The sequence below is a fragment of the Reyranella massiliensis 521 genome (genome assembly GCF_000312425.1).
Taxonomy (GTDB): domain Bacteria; phylum Pseudomonadota; class Alphaproteobacteria; order Reyranellales; family Reyranellaceae; genus Reyranella; species Reyranella massiliensis.
The window spans coordinates 3,337,027-3,356,338 of sequence record NZ_HE997181.1 but is presented as its reverse complement, the minus strand read 5'-3'; the positions used below and the strand labels follow the sequence as shown (position 1 = coordinate 3,356,338).

The 19,312-nt window shown below is 65.3% G+C and carries 20 protein-coding genes; 15 read left to right on the top strand and 5 right to left on the bottom strand.

Going from position 1 to position 19,312, the window contains the following annotated elements:
* Nucleotides 1-3: 3 nt before the first annotated feature.
* The 11 genes from ctaD (at nt 4) to BN60_RS16315 (ending at nt 9,936) form a co-directional block, all read left to right on the top strand.
* On the top strand, nt 4-1,632 hold the full coding sequence (ctaD, locus tag BN60_RS16360; protein WP_020697179.1) for a cytochrome c oxidase subunit I: 1,629 nt from the start codon (nt 4-6) through the stop codon (nt 1,630-1,632).
* Between the two features lie 47 nt (nt 1,633-1,679).
* Complete coding sequence (locus BN60_RS16355; RefSeq protein ID WP_020697178.1) at nt 1,680-2,615, top strand: heme o synthase; 936 nt, start codon at nt 1,680-1,682, stop codon at nt 2,613-2,615.
* Nucleotides 2,612-2,761 (top strand): hypothetical protein, encoded by a 150-nt coding sequence (locus BN60_RS30955; RefSeq protein WP_020697177.1) that lies wholly within the window; start codon nt 2,612-2,614, stop codon nt 2,759-2,761. The genes BN60_RS16355 and BN60_RS30955 overlap by 4 nt, the downstream gene beginning before the upstream one ends.
* Nucleotides 2,758-3,363, top strand: coding sequence for a cytochrome c oxidase assembly protein (locus BN60_RS16350; RefSeq protein WP_020697176.1), 606 nt, complete (start codon nt 2,758-2,760; stop codon nt 3,361-3,363). The genes BN60_RS30955 and BN60_RS16350 overlap by 4 nt, the downstream gene beginning before the upstream one ends.
* Before the next feature lie 2 nt (nt 3,364-3,365).
* The gene (locus BN60_RS16345) at nt 3,366-4,238 is read left to right on the top strand and encodes a cytochrome c oxidase subunit 3 (protein WP_043285886.1); all 873 of its coding nucleotides are present in this window, start codon (nt 3,366-3,368) and stop codon (nt 4,236-4,238) included.
* Between the two features lie 66 nt (nt 4,239-4,304).
* Nucleotides 4,305-4,667, top strand: coding sequence for a DUF983 domain-containing protein (locus tag BN60_RS16340; RefSeq protein ID WP_020697174.1), 363 nt, complete (start codon nt 4,305-4,307; stop codon nt 4,665-4,667).
* A 10-nt stretch (nt 4,668-4,677) separates the two neighbouring features.
* Nucleotides 4,678-5,424 (top strand): SURF1 family protein, encoded by a 747-nt coding sequence (locus tag BN60_RS16335; RefSeq protein WP_020697173.1) that lies wholly within the window; start codon nt 4,678-4,680, stop codon nt 5,422-5,424.
* Complete coding sequence (locus BN60_RS16330; protein WP_020697172.1) at nt 5,421-6,923, top strand: carboxypeptidase M32; 1,503 nt, start codon at nt 5,421-5,423, stop codon at nt 6,921-6,923. Before BN60_RS16335 ends, BN60_RS16330 begins: the two co-directional genes overlap by 4 nt.
* Nucleotides 6,924-6,932: 9 nt before the next feature.
* Nucleotides 6,933-7,184, top strand: a complete 252-nt coding sequence (locus BN60_RS16325) for a DUF1272 domain-containing protein (protein WP_020697171.1) — start codon at nt 6,933-6,935, stop codon at nt 7,182-7,184.
* 41 nt (nt 7,185-7,225) lie between these two features.
* Nucleotides 7,226-8,671, top strand: a complete 1,446-nt coding sequence (gene thrC, locus BN60_RS16320; protein WP_020697170.1) for a threonine synthase — start codon at nt 7,226-7,228, stop codon at nt 8,669-8,671.
* Nucleotides 8,668-9,936: a M16 family metallopeptidase gene (locus tag BN60_RS16315; protein ID WP_020697169.1), complete on the top strand. Its 1,269-nt coding sequence runs from the start codon at nt 8,668-8,670 to the stop codon at nt 9,934-9,936. The genes thrC and BN60_RS16315 overlap by 4 nt, the downstream gene beginning before the upstream one ends.
* 26 nt (nt 9,937-9,962) lie before the next feature.
* Here the strand turns inward: BN60_RS16315 and BN60_RS16310 are convergent, their stop codons facing one another.
* Both BN60_RS16310 and BN60_RS29010 read right to left on the bottom strand, forming a co-directional pair.
* On the bottom strand, nt 9,963-10,769 hold the full coding sequence (locus BN60_RS16310) for a class I SAM-dependent methyltransferase (RefSeq protein ID WP_020697168.1): 807 nt from the start codon (nt 10,767-10,769) through the stop codon (nt 9,963-9,965).
* Between the two features lie 197 nt (nt 10,770-10,966).
* A complete protein-coding gene (locus BN60_RS29010) occupies nt 10,967-11,764 on the bottom strand; it encodes an aspartyl/asparaginyl beta-hydroxylase domain-containing protein (RefSeq protein ID WP_020697167.1) in 798 nt (265 codons plus the stop codon).
* 164 nt (nt 11,765-11,928) lie between these two features.
* Between BN60_RS29010 and BN60_RS16300 the strand changes: the two genes are divergently transcribed.
* Genes BN60_RS16300 through BN60_RS16285 form a run of 4 tightly spaced genes read left to right on the top strand, consistent with a single transcriptional unit; the run spans nt 11,929 to nt 14,959 of the window.
* Complete coding sequence (locus BN60_RS16300; RefSeq protein WP_020697166.1) at nt 11,929-12,537, top strand: GNAT family N-acetyltransferase; 609 nt, start codon at nt 11,929-11,931, stop codon at nt 12,535-12,537.
* A gap of 16 nt (nt 12,538-12,553) precedes the next feature.
* Nucleotides 12,554-13,423, top strand: a complete 870-nt coding sequence (locus BN60_RS16295; protein ID WP_020697165.1) for a dioxygenase family protein — start codon at nt 12,554-12,556, stop codon at nt 13,421-13,423.
* A 22-nt stretch (nt 13,424-13,445) separates the two neighbouring features.
* Complete coding sequence (locus BN60_RS16290; protein ID WP_020697164.1) at nt 13,446-14,186, top strand: ABC transporter ATP-binding protein; 741 nt, start codon at nt 13,446-13,448, stop codon at nt 14,184-14,186.
* A complete protein-coding gene (locus tag BN60_RS16285; RefSeq protein ID WP_020697163.1) occupies nt 14,183-14,959 on the top strand; it encodes an ABC transporter permease in 777 nt (258 codons plus the stop codon). The genes BN60_RS16290 and BN60_RS16285 overlap by 4 nt, the downstream gene beginning before the upstream one ends.
* 3 nt (nt 14,960-14,962) lie before the next feature.
* Here BN60_RS16285 and BN60_RS16280 read toward each other — a convergent pair whose 3' ends face one another.
* The 3 genes from BN60_RS16280 to uvrB are packed head-to-tail and all read right to left on the bottom strand — an operon-like array spanning nt 14,963 to nt 19,297.
* A complete protein-coding gene (locus tag BN60_RS16280; protein WP_020697162.1) occupies nt 14,963-16,180 on the bottom strand; it encodes an MFS transporter in 1,218 nt (405 codons plus the stop codon).
* Nucleotides 16,181-16,211: 31 nt separating this feature from the next.
* Complete coding sequence (locus BN60_RS16275; RefSeq protein WP_020697161.1) at nt 16,212-17,048, bottom strand: alpha/beta hydrolase family protein; 837 nt, start codon at nt 17,046-17,048, stop codon at nt 16,212-16,214.
* 14 nt (nt 17,049-17,062) lie between these two features.
* Complete coding sequence (gene uvrB, locus BN60_RS16270) at nt 17,063-19,297, bottom strand: excinuclease ABC subunit UvrB (protein ID WP_425357826.1); 2,235 nt, start codon at nt 19,295-19,297, stop codon at nt 17,063-17,065.
* Between the last annotated feature and the right edge of the window lie 15 nt (nt 19,298-19,312).

The window sequence follows — 19,312 nt, the reverse complement described above, 5'->3', positions numbered from 1 at the left end:
ACAATGGCCACCGCGCACGGCGCCGCCCACGACCACAGCCACCACGACGACCACCACACGCCGACCGGCATCAAGCGGTGGTTGTACAGCACCAACCACAAGGACATCGGCACGATGTACCTTGTGTTCTCGATCTGCGCCGCCCTGATCGGTGCGGCCTTCTCGGTGATCATGCGCCTCGAGCTGCTGCAGCCGGGGGTGCAGTACTTCAACGTAGACGGTACGCCTGACGGACACCTCTGGAACACCTTCGTGACGGCCCACGGCCTGATCATGGTGTTCTTCGTCGTCATGCCGGGTCTGATCGGCGGCTTCGGCAACTGGTTCGTGCCGCTGATGATCGGAGCGCCCGACATGGCGTTCCCGCGCATGAACAACATCAGTTTCTGGCTGCTGCCGCCGGCGTTCATCCTGCTGCTGATGTCGGCCCTGATCGGCGGTGGTGTCGGCACCGGCTGGACGATTTATCCGCCACTGACGCTCAGTCAGGGTGCGGGCATGGATCTCGTGATCTTCTCGCTGCACATCGCGGGTGCCTCGTCGATCCTGGGCGCGATCAACTTCATCACGACCATCTTGAACATGCGTGCGCCGGGCATGACGCTCCATCGCATGCCGCTGTTCGCGTGGTCGATCCTGGTCACTGCGTTCCTGCTGCTGCTGGCCCTTCCGGTCCTGGCCGGCGCCATCACCATGCTGCTGACCGATCGTAACTTCGGCACCTCGTTCTTCAAGGCCGAGGGCGGTGGCGACCCGACCCTGTTCCTGCACCTCTTCTGGTTCTTCGGCCATCCCGAGGTGTACATCATGATCCTGCCGGCCTTCGGCATCATCAGCCACATCATCTCGACCTTCTCGAAGAAGCCGATCTTCGGCTATCTCGGGATGGCCTATGCGATGGTGGCAATCGGCGTCGTGGGCTTCGTCGTGTGGGCGCACCACATGTACACAGTCGGTATGGACGTCGACACGCGAGCTTACTTCGTCGCGGCCACGATGGTGATCGCAGTGCCGACGGGCGTGAAGATCTTCAGCTGGATCGCGACGATGTGGGGCGGCTCGATCCGTATCGAGATGCCCATGCTCTGGGCGATCGGGTTCATCTTCCTGTTCACCGTCGGCGGCGTTACCGGCGTCGTGCTGGCGAACGCCGGCGTCGACTACTCGCTGCACAACACCTACTACGTGATCGCGCACTTCCATTACGTGCTGTCACTCGGTGCGGTGTTCGGCATGTTCGCCGGCTTCTACTACTGGCTCGGCAAGATGTCGGGCCGGCAGTATTCGGAATGGGCGGCTCAGGTCCACTTCTGGACGACCTTCATCGGCGTCAACCTGACGTTCTTCCCGATGCACTTCTCCGGTCTGGCCGGCATGCCGCGCCACTACGTCGACTATCCCGACGCGATGGCGCACTGGAACTACATCTCCTCGATCGGCGCGTTCATCTCGTTCGGCTCGACGATCTTCTGGCTGATCTTCGTGGTCTTCGGCACGCTGATGTACGGCCGCAAGGTCGGCGCGAACTACTGGGGCGAGGGCGCCACGACGCTGGAATGGACGGTCGCTTCGCCGCCACCGTTCCACACCTTCGAGGAACTGCCGCGCATCTCCCCGTCGGCTCACCACTGATCTCGAGGAGCGGAGGCGCCCAAAAGGCGCCTTCGCCTTGAAAGGCTATGAGCAACACGGCAAACGGCATCCTGACGATCACCGACGAGGCGGCTCCCGCTTCACGCGTGCGCGACTATGTCGACCTCCTGAAGCCCAGGGTCATGTCGCTGGTCGTGTTCACCGGGCTGATCGGTGTCGTGATCGCGCCGGGCCACATCCATCCGCTCACGGCGACGCTCGCCGTGCTGGCGATCGCGCTGGGTTCGGGGGCCGCCGGTGCCATCAACATGTGGTACGAGCGCGACCTCGATGCGGTGATGGAGCGGACCCGTAACCGACCGCTGCCGGCCGGCCGCGTCGCACCCGACGACGCGCTGGGCCTCGGCGTGCTGTTGTCCATCTTTTCGGTCGCGCTGATGGCGGTCGCGACCAATTTCGTCGCCGCCGCGCTGCTGACCGCCGCGATCCTGTTCTATGTCTTCGTCTACACGATCTGGCTGAAGCGCCGGACGCCGCAGAACATCGTAATCGGCGGTGCTGCGGGCGCTTTCCCGCCGATGATCGGCTGGGCGGCCGTGACCGGCGACGTGTCGGCCGTGGGCGTTGCGCTCTTCCTGCTGGTCTTCCTGTGGACCCCGCCGCATTTCTGGGCGCTCGCTCTCTACCGCAGCGACGATTACCGGCGCGCCGGCGTGCCGATGCTGCCGGTGGTGGCCGGGCCGCGCGAAACCAAGCGCCAGATGCTCATCTACACGCTGGTGCTTGCGCCGGTGGCATTGGCGCCGACCCTGCTGGGCTCGGTCGGCTGGCTGTACGGCTCTGTCGCGCTGGTTTTCAGCCTCGCTTTCGTCGGCTACGCGATCTCCGTGTGGCGGACGGCGGACGACGAGACCGCCCATGGAGCGGCGCGGCGCATGTTCCGCTTCTCGCTGCTCTATCTCGCGGCACTGTTCGCGGCGCTGCCCCTCGACCTGGTCGCGGGGCGGATTTTGGCCGGATGAGCATGATGGCCGACGACCGCCGCCCGGGCGATACCGATATGCACCGCCGTCAGCGCGGCAAGAATCTGTTCGTCGCGGTTTTCCTGCTGGTTCTCGTGGTGGCGTTCTTTGCGCTCACCATAGTGCGCATGGGAGCGCAGGGATGAGCAACAAGACACCCCTCACGCCGACTCAAAAGAACGCGCGCATCGCACGGCGTCTCGTGCTGCTGACCGGCGGCATGGTCGGTGCCGCCTTTGCCGCGGCGCCGCTCTACGACATGTTCTGCCGTACCACGGGTTTTGGTGGCAAGCCTTTGGTCGCCCAGTCGGGAGACAGGCCGCTGCTCGACCGTACGGTCAACGTGCGCTTCGATGCCAATACGGATTCGGCGCTGCCCTGGCGCTTCGAGCCGCTGCAGCGCGAGGTGAAGGTGCAACTGGGCGAAGAGCGCCTCGTGCACTATCGCGTGACCAATGTCTCGCAGCGCCCGCTGGTCGGGACCTCGACCTATAACGTCACGCCCGAAAGCGCCGGGCCGTGGTTCAACAAGCTTCAATGCTTCTGCTTCACCGAGCAGTTGCTGCTGCCCGGGCAGTCGGTCGACATGCCCGTGATTTTCTTCGTCGATCCCGAGATGGACAAGGATCGGCGTTACGACAACATCCGTACCGTCACGCTCTCCTACACTTTCTTCGAGGCGAAGACGGAACGGGCAAGGACCTTGCTCGGCGGCGTGCCCGCCGCTGATACTGGAAAGGGTGGATGAACATGGCCGACGGCGCTCCCAAGCATCCCTATCATCTCGTAGATCCGAGCCCGTGGCCGGCGCTTGGCGCGTTCGCTGCGCTGGTGCTGGCGCTGGGCTTCGCGCTCGGCATGCATCCCGACATGCTGGGGCCGGGCGTCGAGAAGGTCATCAAGGTCGTGCACTGGTGGGCGCTCGCGCCCGGCCTCCTGATGGTCGTCGCGGTCATGTATTGGTGGTGGAGCGACGTCATCGTCGAGTCGCGCACCTTCCATACGCCGGTTGTCCAGATCGGCCTGCGCTACGGGATGATCTTGTTCATCACCTCGGAAGTGCTGTTCTTCGCGGCCTTCTTCTGGGCATTCTTCGATGCGTCGCTCTATCCCGGCGAACTGAAGCAGCCCGTGCGCGCCGAAGTCACCGGCGGCATCTGGCCGCCGAAGGGCATCAGCATCATCGCGCCGTTCGACCTGCCGCTGATGAACACGCTGATCCTGCTGCTCTCCGGCACGACGGTGACCTGGGCGCATCACGCGATCATCGAGGGCAATCAGCGCGACGCGGTGCGTGGCCTGCTGTGCACGGTCGTCCTGGGGATGATCTTCACCGGCGTCCAGGCTTACGAGTACCTGCACGCGCCGTTTACCTTCGACCAGGGCATCTACGCGTCGACCTTCTACATGGCGACGGGTTTCCACGGCTTCCACGTGCTGGTCGGGACGATATTCCTGCTGGTCTGCCTGTTCCGGGCGATGAAGGGTCAGTTCAAGCCCAAGCAGCATTTCGGCTTCGAGGCCGCTGCCTGGTACTGGCATTTCGTCGACGTGGTGTGGCTGTTCCTGTTCTTCTGCATCTACTGGTGGGGGGCCGGTAAGGCGCCGATCGCCCTGCACTGAGCAGAAAAGCCGACTATCTTGGAACCGCCGGGCGATCCCCGGCGGTTCGCCTTTGAGGAGACAGCCTTGTCCGACTGGCCACGACAATCGCCACTCGACGTCGCGCTCCGCGCCACCTGCCCGCGCTGCGGCCGCGGTAAGCTGTTTCGCGGTCTGCTGACGGTGGTCGATCGCTGTTCCGAATGCGACCTCGACCTGCGGGGAAACGATGCCGGCGACGGGCCGGCCGTGCTCGTGATCCTGGCACTGGGTGCCATCATCATGATGCTCGTTTTCTGGGTGGAATTCCGTTACGAGCCGCCCTGGTGGCTGCATGTCCTGATTTGGCTGCCCGTCACCTTCGGGCTCGCGACCTGGATGCTGCGCTTCCTGAAGGCACTCCTGGTCGCCCAGCAGTACACCCATCGCTCGACTGCACTCGACGAGTAGAGGAGACATCATGATCAGGCTGCGGCCCGCTTTGTGGCCCACGCTCGTCTCACTGCCGATCCTGGTCCTCTCGCTGGGGCTCGGCATCTGGCAGATGGAGCGTCGCGAATGGAAAAGGGACATTCTCGATCGTATCGCCGCCAACCAGGCAGCCGCGCCGGTTTCCCTCGACGAGCTGCTGAGCGGCAATCCGCTTCGCTACGAGTACGGGCGCGTGAAGCTCGGTGGCACCTTCCTCTACGACAAGGAATACTTCCTGGCTGCGCGCAGCCTCAAGAACAAGGTCGGCCACCAGCTCGTCGTGCCGCTCAAGACCGACGACGGCCGCATCGTCCTGTTCGATCGCGGCTGGATTCCCCAGGAGCGGAAGGATCCCGCCCGTCGCGCCGAAGGCCAGCCTGCGGGTCACGTCGAGCTGGTCGGCATCGTGCGCCGCAATCAGGAGCGTCGTCAGTTCGCGCCCGAGAACGTGCCGGACAAGAACGTGTGGTTCCACGTCGACGTGCCGCTGATGCGCAAGATGGCCGGGGCGCCACCCGATCCCAAGCTGGACACGTTCTTCCTCGACGCCGATGCCACACCCAATCCCGGCGGCCTGCCGGTCGGCGGTCAGACGCGTTTCGACATTCCCAACGATCACCTGCAATACGCCATCACCTGGTTTCTGATCGCCGTGGCGATGGCCGGCGTGTATCTCGCCTATCACTGGGAGACGGGGCGGCTCGAGATCGGCGGTCGCCGCAAGGCGGATAAGTGATCACCAACGATCCCTATGCCGAGCTCGAGCGCCGGTTCGCGCGTCTGAGCGCTGTCGGTCGCGCCTCGGCTATCCTGAACTGGGACCGCTCGACGATGATGCCGGACGGCGCCAGCGACGATCGCGCCGACCAGCTCGCCACGCTCGGCGTGATCGCGCACGAGATCATCGCCGCTCCCGACATGTCCGACCTGCTGGCGCGGGCGGAGGAGGGGCGGGCCTCGCTCGACCCCTGGCGGCAGGCCAACCTGCGCGAGATGCGCCGGTCCTGGGTGCATGAAAGCGCGCTGCCCGCCGACCTGGTCGACGCACGCACGCGTGCCTGCAGTGCCTGCGAGCTCGCCTGGCGTTCGGCCAAGAAGGATGCCGACTTCAAGTCGCTGCTGCCGGCCCTGTCGGAAGTGCTCAACATCATGCGCCGCGTCGGCGAGGCCAAGGCCGCGGCGCTCGGCACCTCGCTCTACGATGCGCTGCTCGACGAGTTCGAGCCGGGTGGCCGCTCGGTCCATATCGATGCGCTGTTCGCCGAGCTGCGCTCCTTCCTGCCCGACCTGCTGGGCCGCGTGCTCGAGCACCAAAAGCGGCTCCCGCCGATCCAGCCTCTCGACGGACCGTTCCCGGTCGAGGCGCAGCGCCGCCTGGGCGAAGAGCTGATCCGTCTCATCGGCTTCGATTTTCATCACGGCCGCCTCGACGTCTCTGCTCACCCCTTCACGGGTGGAACGGCCGACGATGTGCGCATCACCACACGCTACGACGAAAAAGACTTCGCCCGGGCGCTGATGGGCGTGCTGCACGAGACCGGCCACGGCCTCTACGAGGCGGGCCTGCCGCGCGCGTGGCGGCGTCAGCCGGTGGGCAGTGCCCGCGGCATGACTCTGCACGAAAGCCAGTCGCTCCTGATGGAGATGCAGGCCTGCCGCAGCGACGCCTTCGTGGCCTTCGCGGCACCCCGCATGCGCGCCGCTTTCGGCAAGGACGGGCCAGCCTGGAGCGTGGAGAACATCCACCGCCTCTACACACAGGTGGCGCCGGGCTTCATCCGCGTCGATGCCGACGAAGTCACCTATCCGCTGCACATCATGCTGCGCTACCGGCTGGAGCGGGCGATGCTGGCAGGCGACCTGCCGCTCGCCGATCTGCCGGGCGCCTGGAACGACGGCATGCGCGAGTTATTGGGCGTCGTGCCGCCGGACGATTCGCTCGGGTGTCTGCAGGATATCCATTGGCCTGACGGAGGATGGGGTTATTTCCCGACCTACACATTAGGGGCCCTGGCGGCCGCCCAGCTCTTTGGTGCGGCCCGTCGCGCGGAGCCCGGTCTTCTGGAGGCCATCGGGAAGGGCGATTTCTCGCCGCTTCTGGGCTGGCTTCGTGCCAATGTGCACGGCAAGGGCTCGATCGCCACGACCGACGAGATCCTGACCGCGGCCACCGGCTCGGCGCTGGGAACCTCGGCCTTCAAGGTGCATCTGGAAAGCCGCTACCTGTCGGCGTAAGAGGAAGCCATGCTCGATCTCCGCCCCAACTGCGAGTGCTGCGACAAGGACCTGCCCAACGGCGCGTCCGACGCCCTGATCTGCACCTTCGAGTGCACCTTCTGTGCGGACTGTGCGCGAACTCGCCTGGGCGGCCACTGCCCCAATTGTGGCGGCGATCTGGTCAAACGTCCGACCCGGCCGGAGCGCATGTTGCAGAAGTTTCCCGCCTCGACCAAGCGCGTTCGCAAGGATCACGAGGCCTGTCGCCAGGTCGCCTGAGGCCTTCAGGTCACCTGCCGGCGCGATACCGGAGTTTTTCGTTGCGTTACATCAGCACTCGCCACGGCTCGCAGGGTAATCCTGCGCCGCTCGGCTTCGAAGACGTCATGCTCGCAGGCCTCGCCCGCGACGGCGGTCTCTACCTTCCCGCGGAGTGGCCGCAGTTCAACAAGGCCGAGATCGCTGGGCTGAAGGGCCTGACCTACACCGAACTCGCCTTCCGCGTGATGCGGCCCTTCGTGGGCGACACGTTCGACGAAGCGACGTTCCGTCGCCTGATCGGCGAAGCCTATGCTTCGTTCGAGACGCCGGAGGTCGCGCCACTGAAGCCGTTGGGCGACAGTGGGCTGCACCTCCTCGAGCTGTTCCATGGTCCTACTCTCGCCTTCAAGGACGTGGCCCTGCAGCTTCTCGGCCGCATGCTCGACCAGACGCTGACGGCGCGCGGCCAGCACGCCACCATTGTCGGCGCCACGTCGGGCGACACCGGGTCGGCCGCCATCGAGGCGGTGCGCGATCGCAAGACCATCGACATCTTCATGCTGTTCCCCAAGGGACGCGTGAGCGAGGTACAGCGCCGCCAGATGACGACGGTGCTGGCGCCCAACGTGCACAACATCGCGGTGCAGGGCACGTTCGACGACTGCCAGGACCTCGCCAAGGCCTGCTTCAACGATCTTGCCTTTCGCGACCGTCATGCGCTGACGGCGGTGAATTCGATCAACTTCGCCCGCGTCATGGCGCAGATCGTCTATTACTTCTGGGCGGCGCTGAAGCTCGGCGCGCCGGACCGGCCGGTGGCCTTCACCGTGCCCAGCGGCAATTTCGGCAATGTCTATGCCGGCTATGCGGCAAAGCAGATGGGCCTGCCGATCTCGCACTTCGTAGTTGGCGCCAACAGCAACGACATCCTGGCGCGCTTCTTCGAAAGCGGCACGATGACGATGTCTGAAGTCGTGCCGACGCTCAGCCCCAGCATGGACATCCAGATTTCGAGCAATTTCGAGCGCTTGCTGTTCGACCTCTACGACCGCAACGGCGCGACCCTCGCCGACGCCATGACAGCCTTCCGCAGCACCGGCACGCTGAAGGTGGGCGCCAATGCGTTCACTGGTGTTCGGCAGCTCTTCGACGCGGGGCGTATCGACGATGCCGGCACCATCGCCGCCATTGCCGATTGCCGTCGCCGCTTCGGCGAAACCATCGATCCGCACACCGCGGTGGGCTATGCCGTGGCCCAACAGCGCCGCCGCGACACCTCCATCCCCATGGTCGTGCTGGCGACGGCGCATCCCGCCAAGTTCCCGGATGCCGTCGAGAAGGCGACCGGCGAGCGGCCGGCTTTGCCGGCGCGGCTGGGCGACCTGCTGGAGCGGGCGGAGCGGGTGGATGGGCTGCGCAACGACGTGGAAGCGCTCAAGGCCATGATCGACGAACGCCGGGCAATGGCCACGGCTCCGGCAACGCGCGCCAAGGTGAAGACATGAGCAACGTCAAGGTCACGACTCTCGGCAACGGGCTGCGCGTCGCCGTCGACGAGATGCCCGAGGTCGAATCGGCCTCGCTCGGCATCTGGGTCGCCTGCGGCACGCGCCATGAGGCTGCCGAGCTGAACGGCATGGCGCACATGCTGGAGCACATGGCGTTCAAGGGCACGCGCACGCGTTCTGCGCGCGCCATCGCCGAGGAAATCGAGAATGTCGGCGGCAGCCTCAATGCCTATACCGGCCGTGAGATCACCGCCTATCATGCTTCGGTACTCAAGGAGGATGTGGGCCTGGGCGTCGAGATGATCGCCGACATCCTGCGCAACTCGGTGTTCGATCCCGACGAGCTGCAGCGCGAGCGTGGCGTCATCCTGCAGGAGATCGGGCAGGCGCTCGACACGCCCGACGACATCATCTTCGACCAGTTCCAGGAAACGGCGCTGCCCGGCCAGCCGCTGGGCCGGCCGGTACTCGGCACCGCCGCGACCGTCGAGGCGATCGGCCGCGACGATCTGTTTGCCTATCTCGCGCGCCACTACACCGCGTCGAACATGGTTCTCTCGGCGGCTGGCCGGGTCGAGCACGATCGCATCGTCGACCTTGCCGAGAAGCATTTCGGCTCGGTGCCGCGCACGCCGGCCAATGCCGAGCAGCCGGTCCCGCTGGCCTATGTCGGCGGCGACGGCCGTGAAACGAGGGTGCTCGAACAGGCGCATCTCGTGCTGGGCTGTGAGGGTATCGGCTATCGCGACCCTGACTACTTTGCGCTCGCCGTCTATTCGACGCTGTTCGGCGGCGGCATGTCCTCGCGGCTTTTCCAGCGAATCCGCGAGGAGCGCGGTCTGGTCTATGGCATCCATTGCTTCAACACGGCCTATGCCGATGGCGGCCTGTTCGGCATCTATGCCGGCACGGGAGAGGACGATCTCGCCGAGCTGGTGCCCGCGGTGTGCGACGAATTCGTAGGTGTTGCCGAGACGCTGAACGAAGCGGAGCTGGTGCGAGCCCGCAACCAGATCAAGGCCGGAACACTGATGGCTCTGGAATCGAGTGGCGCACGTTGCGAGCAGGCCGCGCGTCATCTCATCGTCCATGGCCGGCCAATCCCTTACGCCGAGGTCGTTGCCCGCATCGAAGCCGTGGACCAGGACGCGGTGCGCCGTGTCGCTCAACGCCTGCTGCAGGGCAAGCTCACGCTCGCTGCCCTGGGGCCGATCGACGGCCTCGAGCCCCTGGACAGGATCGCCGCCCGTCTGGCGGCGTAACAGGGGAAAATCCCGACTCTTGTCGATTAGCCGGCCGCCACGACCAGGGCCTGGATGCGCCCGCTTATCGCACCACGACCAAATCGTCTTGCAAGGGCTTCTGCTGCGGTTCTTGTCGCTTCTTCCAGCGAGCCACCGCGCGCCTCGATCTCGGAGCGTAGCGGTGTGCCCTGACAGTAGGCCATAGCCGCTTCACCGGGCGATGGAGCGGTACTGACGGCCTCCAGCGGCATGATCGAGATATCCTCGAAAGCCGCAGCCCGCAGATCGGCGCGGATCTTATCCGGATCGTGATAGCCGTGGGGTGTCCTTGCCAGGAAGCGCGGTGGATCTGACGGAAAGAGCAGGGCGAGTGTTCGCGTCACCTCATCGGCGAATTCGTTGTCTTCGATTCGGCCCCAGACATTGAACAAGTAGTGCCCGCCGGGCTTCAGGACGCGCTTCGCCTCCCGATAGGCCTTGGCTCTGTCGGGGAAGAACATCGCACCGAACTGGCAGAGTACGGCGTCGAACTGGGCATCGTCGAAAGGAAGCGCCTGGGCATCGGCTTGCCTGAAGATGATATGCGGCGCATCTGCCATCTGCTTGCGCGCTTGGTCGAGCATGGGCTGGTTGAGATCGGTCGCCACCAGTTTCGTGTCGGCCGGCAATCTTGCAGCGAGTGCCCGCGTCACTGCGCCGGTGCCCGCCGCAACCTCGAGGACAGATCGAGGCGCAAGCGCCAGGGCTCTCGCTGCCAGATCGCGCGCATAGGGCTCGAAGATCAAGGGCACCATCAGCCGGTCGTAGAGTTCGGGAATCGACCCGATGAACGACTTGTCGGTAATCGACATGGTGTGTCTCCGACCGATCTGGCCACCACGAAACATGGCGGCTCTGATCGTCGAGACTACGTCTGCCTTGTATCGGGCGCCACTAGCCTGCTGATGCGAGAGCGGCGGCGAGCCGCCCGCGGCATCCCAAATGCAACGAGGGATCCTTCCTAACCGGAAAGAATCCCTCGCTTCACTCGCAATGAGGTTGCGATCGTTTAGGCAGCCTTGGCCAATTCCGTCTGGGTGGCGCGCGGCGGGACGCCGATCGAGGCGCGTTCGATGACCGTCTTCACCTCGGCGCTGCGGCGGACGAGGTTGTAGCGCAGGCCAGTGTAGAGGTTCACCGGGAACGGCATGTCGGCGTTGAAGTCGATGATCAGCACCACACGCGTCTGGTCGGTCTGGTTCTTCACCCAATGCTCGCGCGTGTCGTCGAACACCAGCGGCTCGCCTTCCTTCCAGAAGAAGTGATGGCCACCGATCTCGATCCAGCACTTCTCGGGCTCGGTCGGCACGATCAGCGGATAGTGGAAGCGGATGACGCCGGCGGCCGAGCCGCGATGGGGCTCGATCTCGGCATAACCGTGAAGGATGCTGAAAAGGGCCGTGTGCACACCGGGGATCTTGTTGATCGCCGCGATCGTGTCCGGCACTGCCGCAACATTTTCCGGTATATCGTGGCCCCAGATCTTCAGCAGGAAGGTGCGCCAAGCGCGGCCGGGCACGTAGAGATCGCGGGGATGGACCTCGTGCAGTGCCGGGATTTCTTCGTGATGGCTCAGCAGGTAGTTGAGGTCGGCCTTGATCTTGTCGTGGCTCTTCTTGAGCTCGGCCAGGACCGGGAACGCCTTCAGCGCATCGTCACCACCCAGCGGCAACTTGGGCATGTTGCGCAGGATCATGTCGGAGAGCTTGAGGTTGAGTTTCTCGAGCGGCTCCTGCGGCAGCCAGATGTGCTTCGTTAGATAGAATCGGCCCTTCTGGCCGACATTCGATTTGTCATCCGTTTCCATAACAGACCATGCCTTAGCGGATACTCTAGATAGGTACATACGCCTGTTGGGCCAGCTGGCGGCGGCTCTTTTTTGACCACCAGGCGTGGCGGACCGTCTCAATTTCCTACGTCAAACCTCGGAAAACATGCAAGAATTCCGAAGGATAACTATTATAGACCAAGATGTTTCGCTTTGCCGACGTCCCGTTGTCACTGTCGGGGATGACCCGGATTGCCGGCCGGCGCGTGTTTTTGCGCGCGCCGACCCTGGACGACTGGCCCGAATGGGCCGAATTACGCGCTCGGAGTAGGGCTTTTCTGACTCCCTGGGAGCCGACCTGGCCCGAGGATTCCCTCGGCCGGGACCATTTCCGGCGCCGTCTGCGCCAGCAGGTGAAGGAATGGCGGGCGGGAGAGGCCTATGGGCTGTTCGTGTTCACCAACGAGGGGCGCCGGCTGGTCGGAGGGATCAACCTCAGCAATGTCCGGCGCGGCGTCGCCCAGACGGCATCGGTAGGCTACTGGATGGGCCAACCCTATGCCGGGCAGGGGCTGATGACGGATGCGCTGCGATCGACCCTGCCATTCGTCTTTGACGACCTGCGTCTTCACCGCCTCGAAGCAGCGTGCCTGCCGCACAACGAGCCCTCGAAGACGGTCCTGACCAAGGTCGGATTCCACGAAGAAGGGCTGGCGCGGCAGTATCTGCGTATCAACGGACAGTGGGCCGACCATCTGCTGTTCGCCCTGTTGCGGGCCGACTACGACACCCTTTTGCGGGCGTCGCGCTAGGCGCTGAGGAACATCGATGCGCAACCTGACCCCGACGTCGATCACCCAGGCTTTCGCCGACTATGCCCGCAATGCGCCATCGGACAGGGCCCGGACCCTGCTGGTCTCTCTGGCCGGCCATCTGCACAGCTTCGTGCGCGAGAACAAGGTGACGCAGGCGGAGTGGGGTGCCGCCATCGACGCGCTGACCCGTGCGACCAAGTTCACCGACGACAAGCGCAACGAATACATCCTCTTCTCCGACCTGCTGGGCGTGTCCTCGCTGATCGACATGGTGAATGCCGCCGGCAGCGGCACGCCTTCGTCGGTGCTGGGACCGTTCCATATCGAGGGCGCCCCCGAGCTGCCAAACGGGGGCGATCTGTGGCGCGGTCAGGTCGGCGAGCCGCTGGTCGTGAGCGGAAGGGTCGTCGACGCAAACGGGACACCGGCCAAAGGCGCGGTGCTGGCGCTGTGGCAGAACGCCGGCAACGGCCTCTATGCCCAGCAGGATTCGGCGCAGTCGCCGACCAACTATCATGCACGCCTTCCGGTGGCGGCCGACGGCAGCTTCGCCTTCTCCACGGTGCGGCCTGTCTCCTACAAGGTGCCCGACGACGGCCCGGCAGGCGACATGCTGCGGATCCTGGGCCGCGATGCCTGGCGGCCGGCGCATCTGCACATGATCATCCAGGCGCCGGGCCATCCGCCGCTGATCACCGAGTTCTTTCCCGAGGACGACGAGCATCTCGACGGCGATGCCGTGTTCGGGGTGCGCAGCGGGCTCGTGCTGCCGTTCGCCAAGGTGACGGACCGCACGGCGCTGCCGGCCAACCTAGCGGCGCGCGAGACGCTGCCGATGCCGGTCTGGTCGGCCCGGCTCGACTTGACCCTCCCGCCCGTCTGACCTCGCTTTCATCGAAGACTTGATGCGACTCATCGGCGTTCGTGACGTCTCCAAGGATTTCGCCAACGGCGTGCGGGCCCTCGAAGGGACATCGCTCGACATCGAGGCCGGCGAATTCCTGAGCGTGCTGGGGCCGTCGGGTTGCGGCAAGTCGACCTTGCTGCGCCTGATCGCGGGGCTCGCGCAGCCGACCGCTGGCACGATCGACTGGCCGTCAGGCAAACCCGATCTGGGATTCGTCTTCCAGGAACCGACCCTGATGCCCTGGACCACGGCGCTCGCCAATGTCGCGCTGCCGCTCAAGCTCGCGGGCGTCGCGCGATCCCAACGCGAGGCGCGGGCGGCCGAAGCGCTGGGCCATGTCGGCTTGGCCGGCTTCGAGCGGAGCTATCCGCGCGAACTGTCGGGTGGCATGAAGATGCGCGTGTCGATCGCGCGGGCGCTGGTCACCGAACCCAAGCTGCTGTTGATGGACGAACCTTTCGCCGCGCTCGACGAGATCACCCGCCGCCGGCTCAACACCGACCTCCTCGACCTGTGGCAGCGTACGCGGTTCACCGCGGTGTTCGTGACCCATTCGGTGTTCGAGTCGGTCTTCCTCTCGCAGCGCATTGCCGTGATGAGTGCGCGGCCCGGTCGCGTGCTGTCCGAACTCGCCATTCCCGCCGCCTATCCGCGCACCGAAGCCTTCGGCACGTCGGCGGAGTATGCGGCTCTCTGTCGGCTGGCTTCGGCACAGCTCTCAGAAGCGCTGGCGGCATGACTGCTCGGTTTGTCGCTCCGATCATCGTCGGGATCGTCATGCTCGCGCTGTGGGAGGCCGTGGTGCGGGTGGCGGAAATCCCGCCCTACGTTCTGCCGGGGCCCGTCCTCGTGGCAAAGACATTGTGGACCGACTGGCCGACGCTGTGGCCAGCGCTCGTGATCACGCTCGAAATCACGCTTCAGGCCTTGATAGCGGCCGTCGTCGTGGGCGTCATGCTGGCGGTTCTATTCTCGCTGTCGCGCTGGATCGAGCTGTCGTTCTTCCCATATGCCATTATCCTGCAGGTGACGCCGATCGTAGCCATTGCGCCGCTGATCATTGCCTGGGTCGACGACGTCAATCTCTCGCTGTTGATCTGCGCCTGGCTGGTCGCCTTCTTTCCTATCCTGTCCAACACGGTGCTGGGCCTGCGTTCGGTCGATCGCAACCTGCTCGACCTGTTCGAGCTTTATGGTGCGGGGCGCTGGCGCACGCTGGTCGACCTGCGCCTGCCGGCGGCTCTGCCGTACTTCCTGGGCGGCCTGCGCATCTCGGGCGGCCTGGCGCTGATCGGCGCCGTTGTCGCGGAGTTCGTGGCAGGTTCGGGCGGACGGGAGTCGGGACTTGCCTATCGCATCCTCGAATCGGGTTACCAGCTCAAGATCCCGCGCATGTTCGCGGCCCTCGTGCTGATCTCGCTGGCCGGCATCGCCATCTACCTCTTGCTGTCGCTGCTCTCGCATCTCCTGCTGCGCCGCTGGCACGAAAGCGCGCTCAGCGCCGAGGGATGACCTTCATCGCATCGCCGCGCGTGCCAGGAAGAACGAGCAGACGGCGACCCCGGCCGCCAGGAGGAGATAGCCTGCCTCGTAGGAGTTCGTGAGGGCCAGGACGGTGCGGAACAGCAGCGGCGAGATGAGCGCACCGGAGAAGACAAAAAGCTGCGTGGCGCCGGTGAATTCGGCGGCGCGCCCAGGCGGTGCGCGATAGGCGCTCTCGGCGATGAAGACGCCGTTCCAGCCCACCGCGGTACCGCCGAGCACGATACAGACGGCGTAGACCGCCGTTGTCGGCCAACTCGGTGTCGTGAAGGACATGATCGTGGCTGCGACCGCCACGATGCCGCCGATGCCCGCCAGAACGGCAGTCGGCTTGCGCAGCAAATCGGCCAGGGCACCCCAGAAGACGCGACCGAACGCACCGGCGACCGTCGCAGCCGAGAGCAGCGTGCCGGCCAGTACGTAGGACATCTTGAGGCCGTCGACGGCGTAGACGACCGTAAAGTTCACGACGATTGCCTGCGTCGCCGAAAAGAGCATGCCGATGAAGCACATTGGCCGCAGGATCGGATCGCGCCAGGCGAGCCGCAGCGGGTCGAGTATCTCGGCGACCGTGGGCAGGAATCTCTGTCTGGATGAGCCGCTCGTCTGCTCCTCGTCGTAGAGGCGGCGCAGCGGCTGGACCGCGACGACGGTCGCAATCGACAGGAAGCCGATGCTGGCCGCGGCCCAGCGCCAGCCGAAATCGAGCGCCAGGGTCGGCAGCACCGCGCCGCAGATCGCGAAGCCGACCGGCACGCCGCTTTGCTTCAGCGAGAACGTGACGTTGGCAAGGCGCGGCGGCGAGACGCGCGCCAGGATGTGGGAACTGGCGATGGTGAGCGGTCCGGAGCCCAAGCCGACGATCAATGCCGAGAGCGCCGCCATCGCCACGCCACCTACGGCAAAGACGAACGAACCGATGGCCGCCACGGTAAGGCCGGTCTGGATGAAGCGGATAGGCCCCAGGCGCCGGTTGATCGCGCCACCGCCCAGGGTCGAGATCATCGCCGCGAGATAGACCAGCGAGACATAATAGGCGACGTCGGCGGCGGCGACGCCCAGCGCCGGTGCAGCGGCGGGTGCCAGCACCGAGGCCTGGTTGAAGCCCATGGTCGCGACGACCTGCACGAGGGTGAGGGAGATAAGGGCGATCAGATAACGGCGGAGGTCGGTCGGCGCGGCAGGAGACATGGCGCGGCGACTATAACGTGCAGGCTGCTTTCTACCTCAAACCACTGAGGAAAGTTTCGACCAGCGGTGACCAGACGGATGCGCCGTTGGTCGCGCCGGCAAGGCCATGGCCATCGCGGCCGAACGGGCCGAGTGGCAAGTAGGTCGCTTTGCCGCCGGCCTTGTCGTAGGCCTCGGCCATGCGCCTGGCGAGCGCAGGCTCGAAGAAGCTATCGTTCTCGGCATAGATCCAGAGCATCGGCACCCGCGCCGTCGCACCGTATTTCGCTGCCGCGTCGACCAGCGCGTCCGGCGTGCAGTTGCCGATGTCGCCTCCGGCCATTTTCTGCTGGCCGCCGCGGCCGCCGGCAAAGTTGATCATGCCGGAAACGCCGGGCGGGTTGCGGCTCGACAAGGCGATGGCCGCCCAGCCCCCGGCCGACTGACCGACGACGATCGTGCGGTCGGCCGCGACATAGGGCTGACTGCGCATGTAGTCGATGGTCGCCTGGATGTCGGCGGCGCTTTGCAGGCCGGCGTTGAAATAGTCCGGCGACTCGCAGCGGCCATAGCCCTCGGCCCAGGTGCCGCCGCTGTCGCCATAGCCACGCCGTATCGGCAGGACAACGACATAGCCGCGCGCCACGAACCAGGAGGAGAGGGTGGCGTAGCGCGGCCGTTCCATGGTGGCGCGTCGCGACCCATCGGCTGGCGAGCCGTGATTGATGATGACCAGCGGCTGGCGTGCCTCGCCCGGCGGCCGCAGCACCGTGGCGATCAGGTTCGCTCCGCCCGGGCCGGGCACGCGCACGATCTGCTCGCGCTCCTGCGCTGCCGCCGGCCATGCCAGCACGAAAAGGAGCAGGCCGACCAAGACGCGCAGGCGCATCGCCTATCTTCCGACTATCGGCCGCTGCGCCGGGCCGGCTTGCCGCGCGACCCGGATCCGGTGCGCACGCCGCGGAAGACGCGGGAGTGCTGCATCTTGCCGAGATGCACGCCGACATTGGCGCTCGCGGCCTGGCCCGGCAGTTCGAGCTCGTGGGCTTCGAGGCGGCGGATTTCGTCGCGCAGGCGACCGGCTTCCTCGAATTCGAGGTCGGCGGCGGCGGCGCGCATGCGCTTCTCAAGCTCGGCGATATGGGCACGCAGATTGTGGCCGACGAGGTGGACGTCGCCCGACACGCCGGTGTCGACCGTGTAGTGGTCGCGCTCGGCGGTCGACTGCAGGATCTCGGTGATGTTCTTCTTCACCGATGCCGGCGTGATTCCGTGCTCCTTGTTGTAGGCCATCTGCTTGGCGCGGCGCCGGTCGGTCTCGGCCATGGCGTATTTGATCGAGTCCGTCATCTTGTCGGCATAGAGGATGACGCGGCCCTCGACGTTGCGCGCGGCGCGGCCGATCGTCTGCACCAGCGAGGTCGGCGAGCGCAGAAAGCCTTCCTTGTCGGCATCGAGGATGGCGACCAAGGCGCATTCGGGAATGTCGAGTCCTTCGCGCAGCAGGTTGATGCCGACCAGCACGTCGAAGGCGCCCAGCCGCAGGTCGCGGATGATCTCGATACGCTCCAGGGTGTCGATGTCGGAATGCAGGTAGCGGCAGCGGATACCGGCCTCGTGCATGTACTCCACGAGATCCTCGGCCATACGCTTGGTCAGCACCGTGACCAGCACGCGCTGGCCCTTCTTGGCGCAGTCGCGGCATTCGGCGATCAGGTCGTCGACCTGCTTTTCGACCGGGCGGATCAACACCGTCGGGTCGATCAAGCCGGTGGGCCGGATCACCTGCTCGATGAAGGCGCCTTGCGTGCGTTCCATCTCCCAGTCGCCGGGCGTGGCGCTGACATAGGTTGTCTGCGGGCGCAGCGCGTCCCATTCCTCGAACTTCAGAGGGCGATTGTCGATTGCCGAGGGCAGGCGGAAGCCGAACTCGGCCAGCACGCTCTTGCGATTGAAGTCGCCGCGGAACATGCCGCCGATCTGCGGCACCGTGACGTGGCTCTCGTCGCAGATCAGCAGGGAGTTCTCGGGGAAGTATTCGAACAGGGTGGGGGGCGGCTCACCTGGCTTGCGGCCGGTGAGGTAGCGCGAATAGTTTTCGATGCCGGCGCAGGCGCCGGTGGTTTCCAGCATCTCGATGTCGAACAGCGTGCGCTGCTCCAGGCGTTGCGCTTCCAGGAGCCGGCCGGCGCGATTGAACTCCTCGAGTCGCTGCTTGAGGTCGCTCTTTATCTGGTCGATCGCCTTCTGCATCGTGGGCTTGGGCGTCACATAGTGGCTGTTGGCGTAGACGATGATGTCCGACAGCGACACGGTCTTGTCGCCCGTCAGCGGATCGAACTCGGTGATCGATTCGATCTCGTCGCCGAACATCTCGAAGCGCCAGGCCTTGTCCTCGTAATGGGCCGGGAAGAGGTCGACGGTATCGCCGCGCACCCGGAAGGTGCCGCGCTGGAAGGCGTTGTCGTTGCGCTTGTATTGCTGCTCGACGAAGCGGCGGAGCAGGGTGGTGCGATCGATCTTCTGGCCCTTGTGCAGGCGGAAGGTCATCGCCTGGTAGTTTTCCAGCGGGCCGATGCCGTAGATGCACGAGACCGAGGCCACGATGATCACGTCGTCGCGTTCCATCAGGGCGCGCGTCGCGGAGTGGCGCATGCGGTCGATCTGTTCGTTGATCGACGAATCCTTCTCGATGTAGGTGTCCGTCCGCGGCACATAGGCTTCGGGCTGGTAGTAGTCGTAGTACGATACGAAATACTCGACTGCGTTCTCCGGAAAGAAGCCCTTCATCTCGCTGTAGAGTTGCGCCGCCAGCGTCTTGTTGGGGGCCATCACCAGGGCGGGCCTCGTCTGCGAGGCGATGACGTTGGCCATGGTGAAGGTCTTGCCCGAGCCGGTGACACCCAGCAGGACCTGATCGCGCTCGCCGCTCGACACGCCTTCGATAAGTTGCCGGATTGCCTCGGGCTGGTCGCCGGCCGGCGTGTAGTCGGACACCAGCTTGAAAGGCTTCGATGTTACGCCTTCGAGCTCGGGCCGCCGCTGGATGTACGGCATCAGGAGCGGTGTCGCCGACACTGCGAGATTCTTTGAGGGCATGGCCTGCATTATATGATGCTCGGATGACGGTCCGGCAATGCTAGCTTCCGCGCC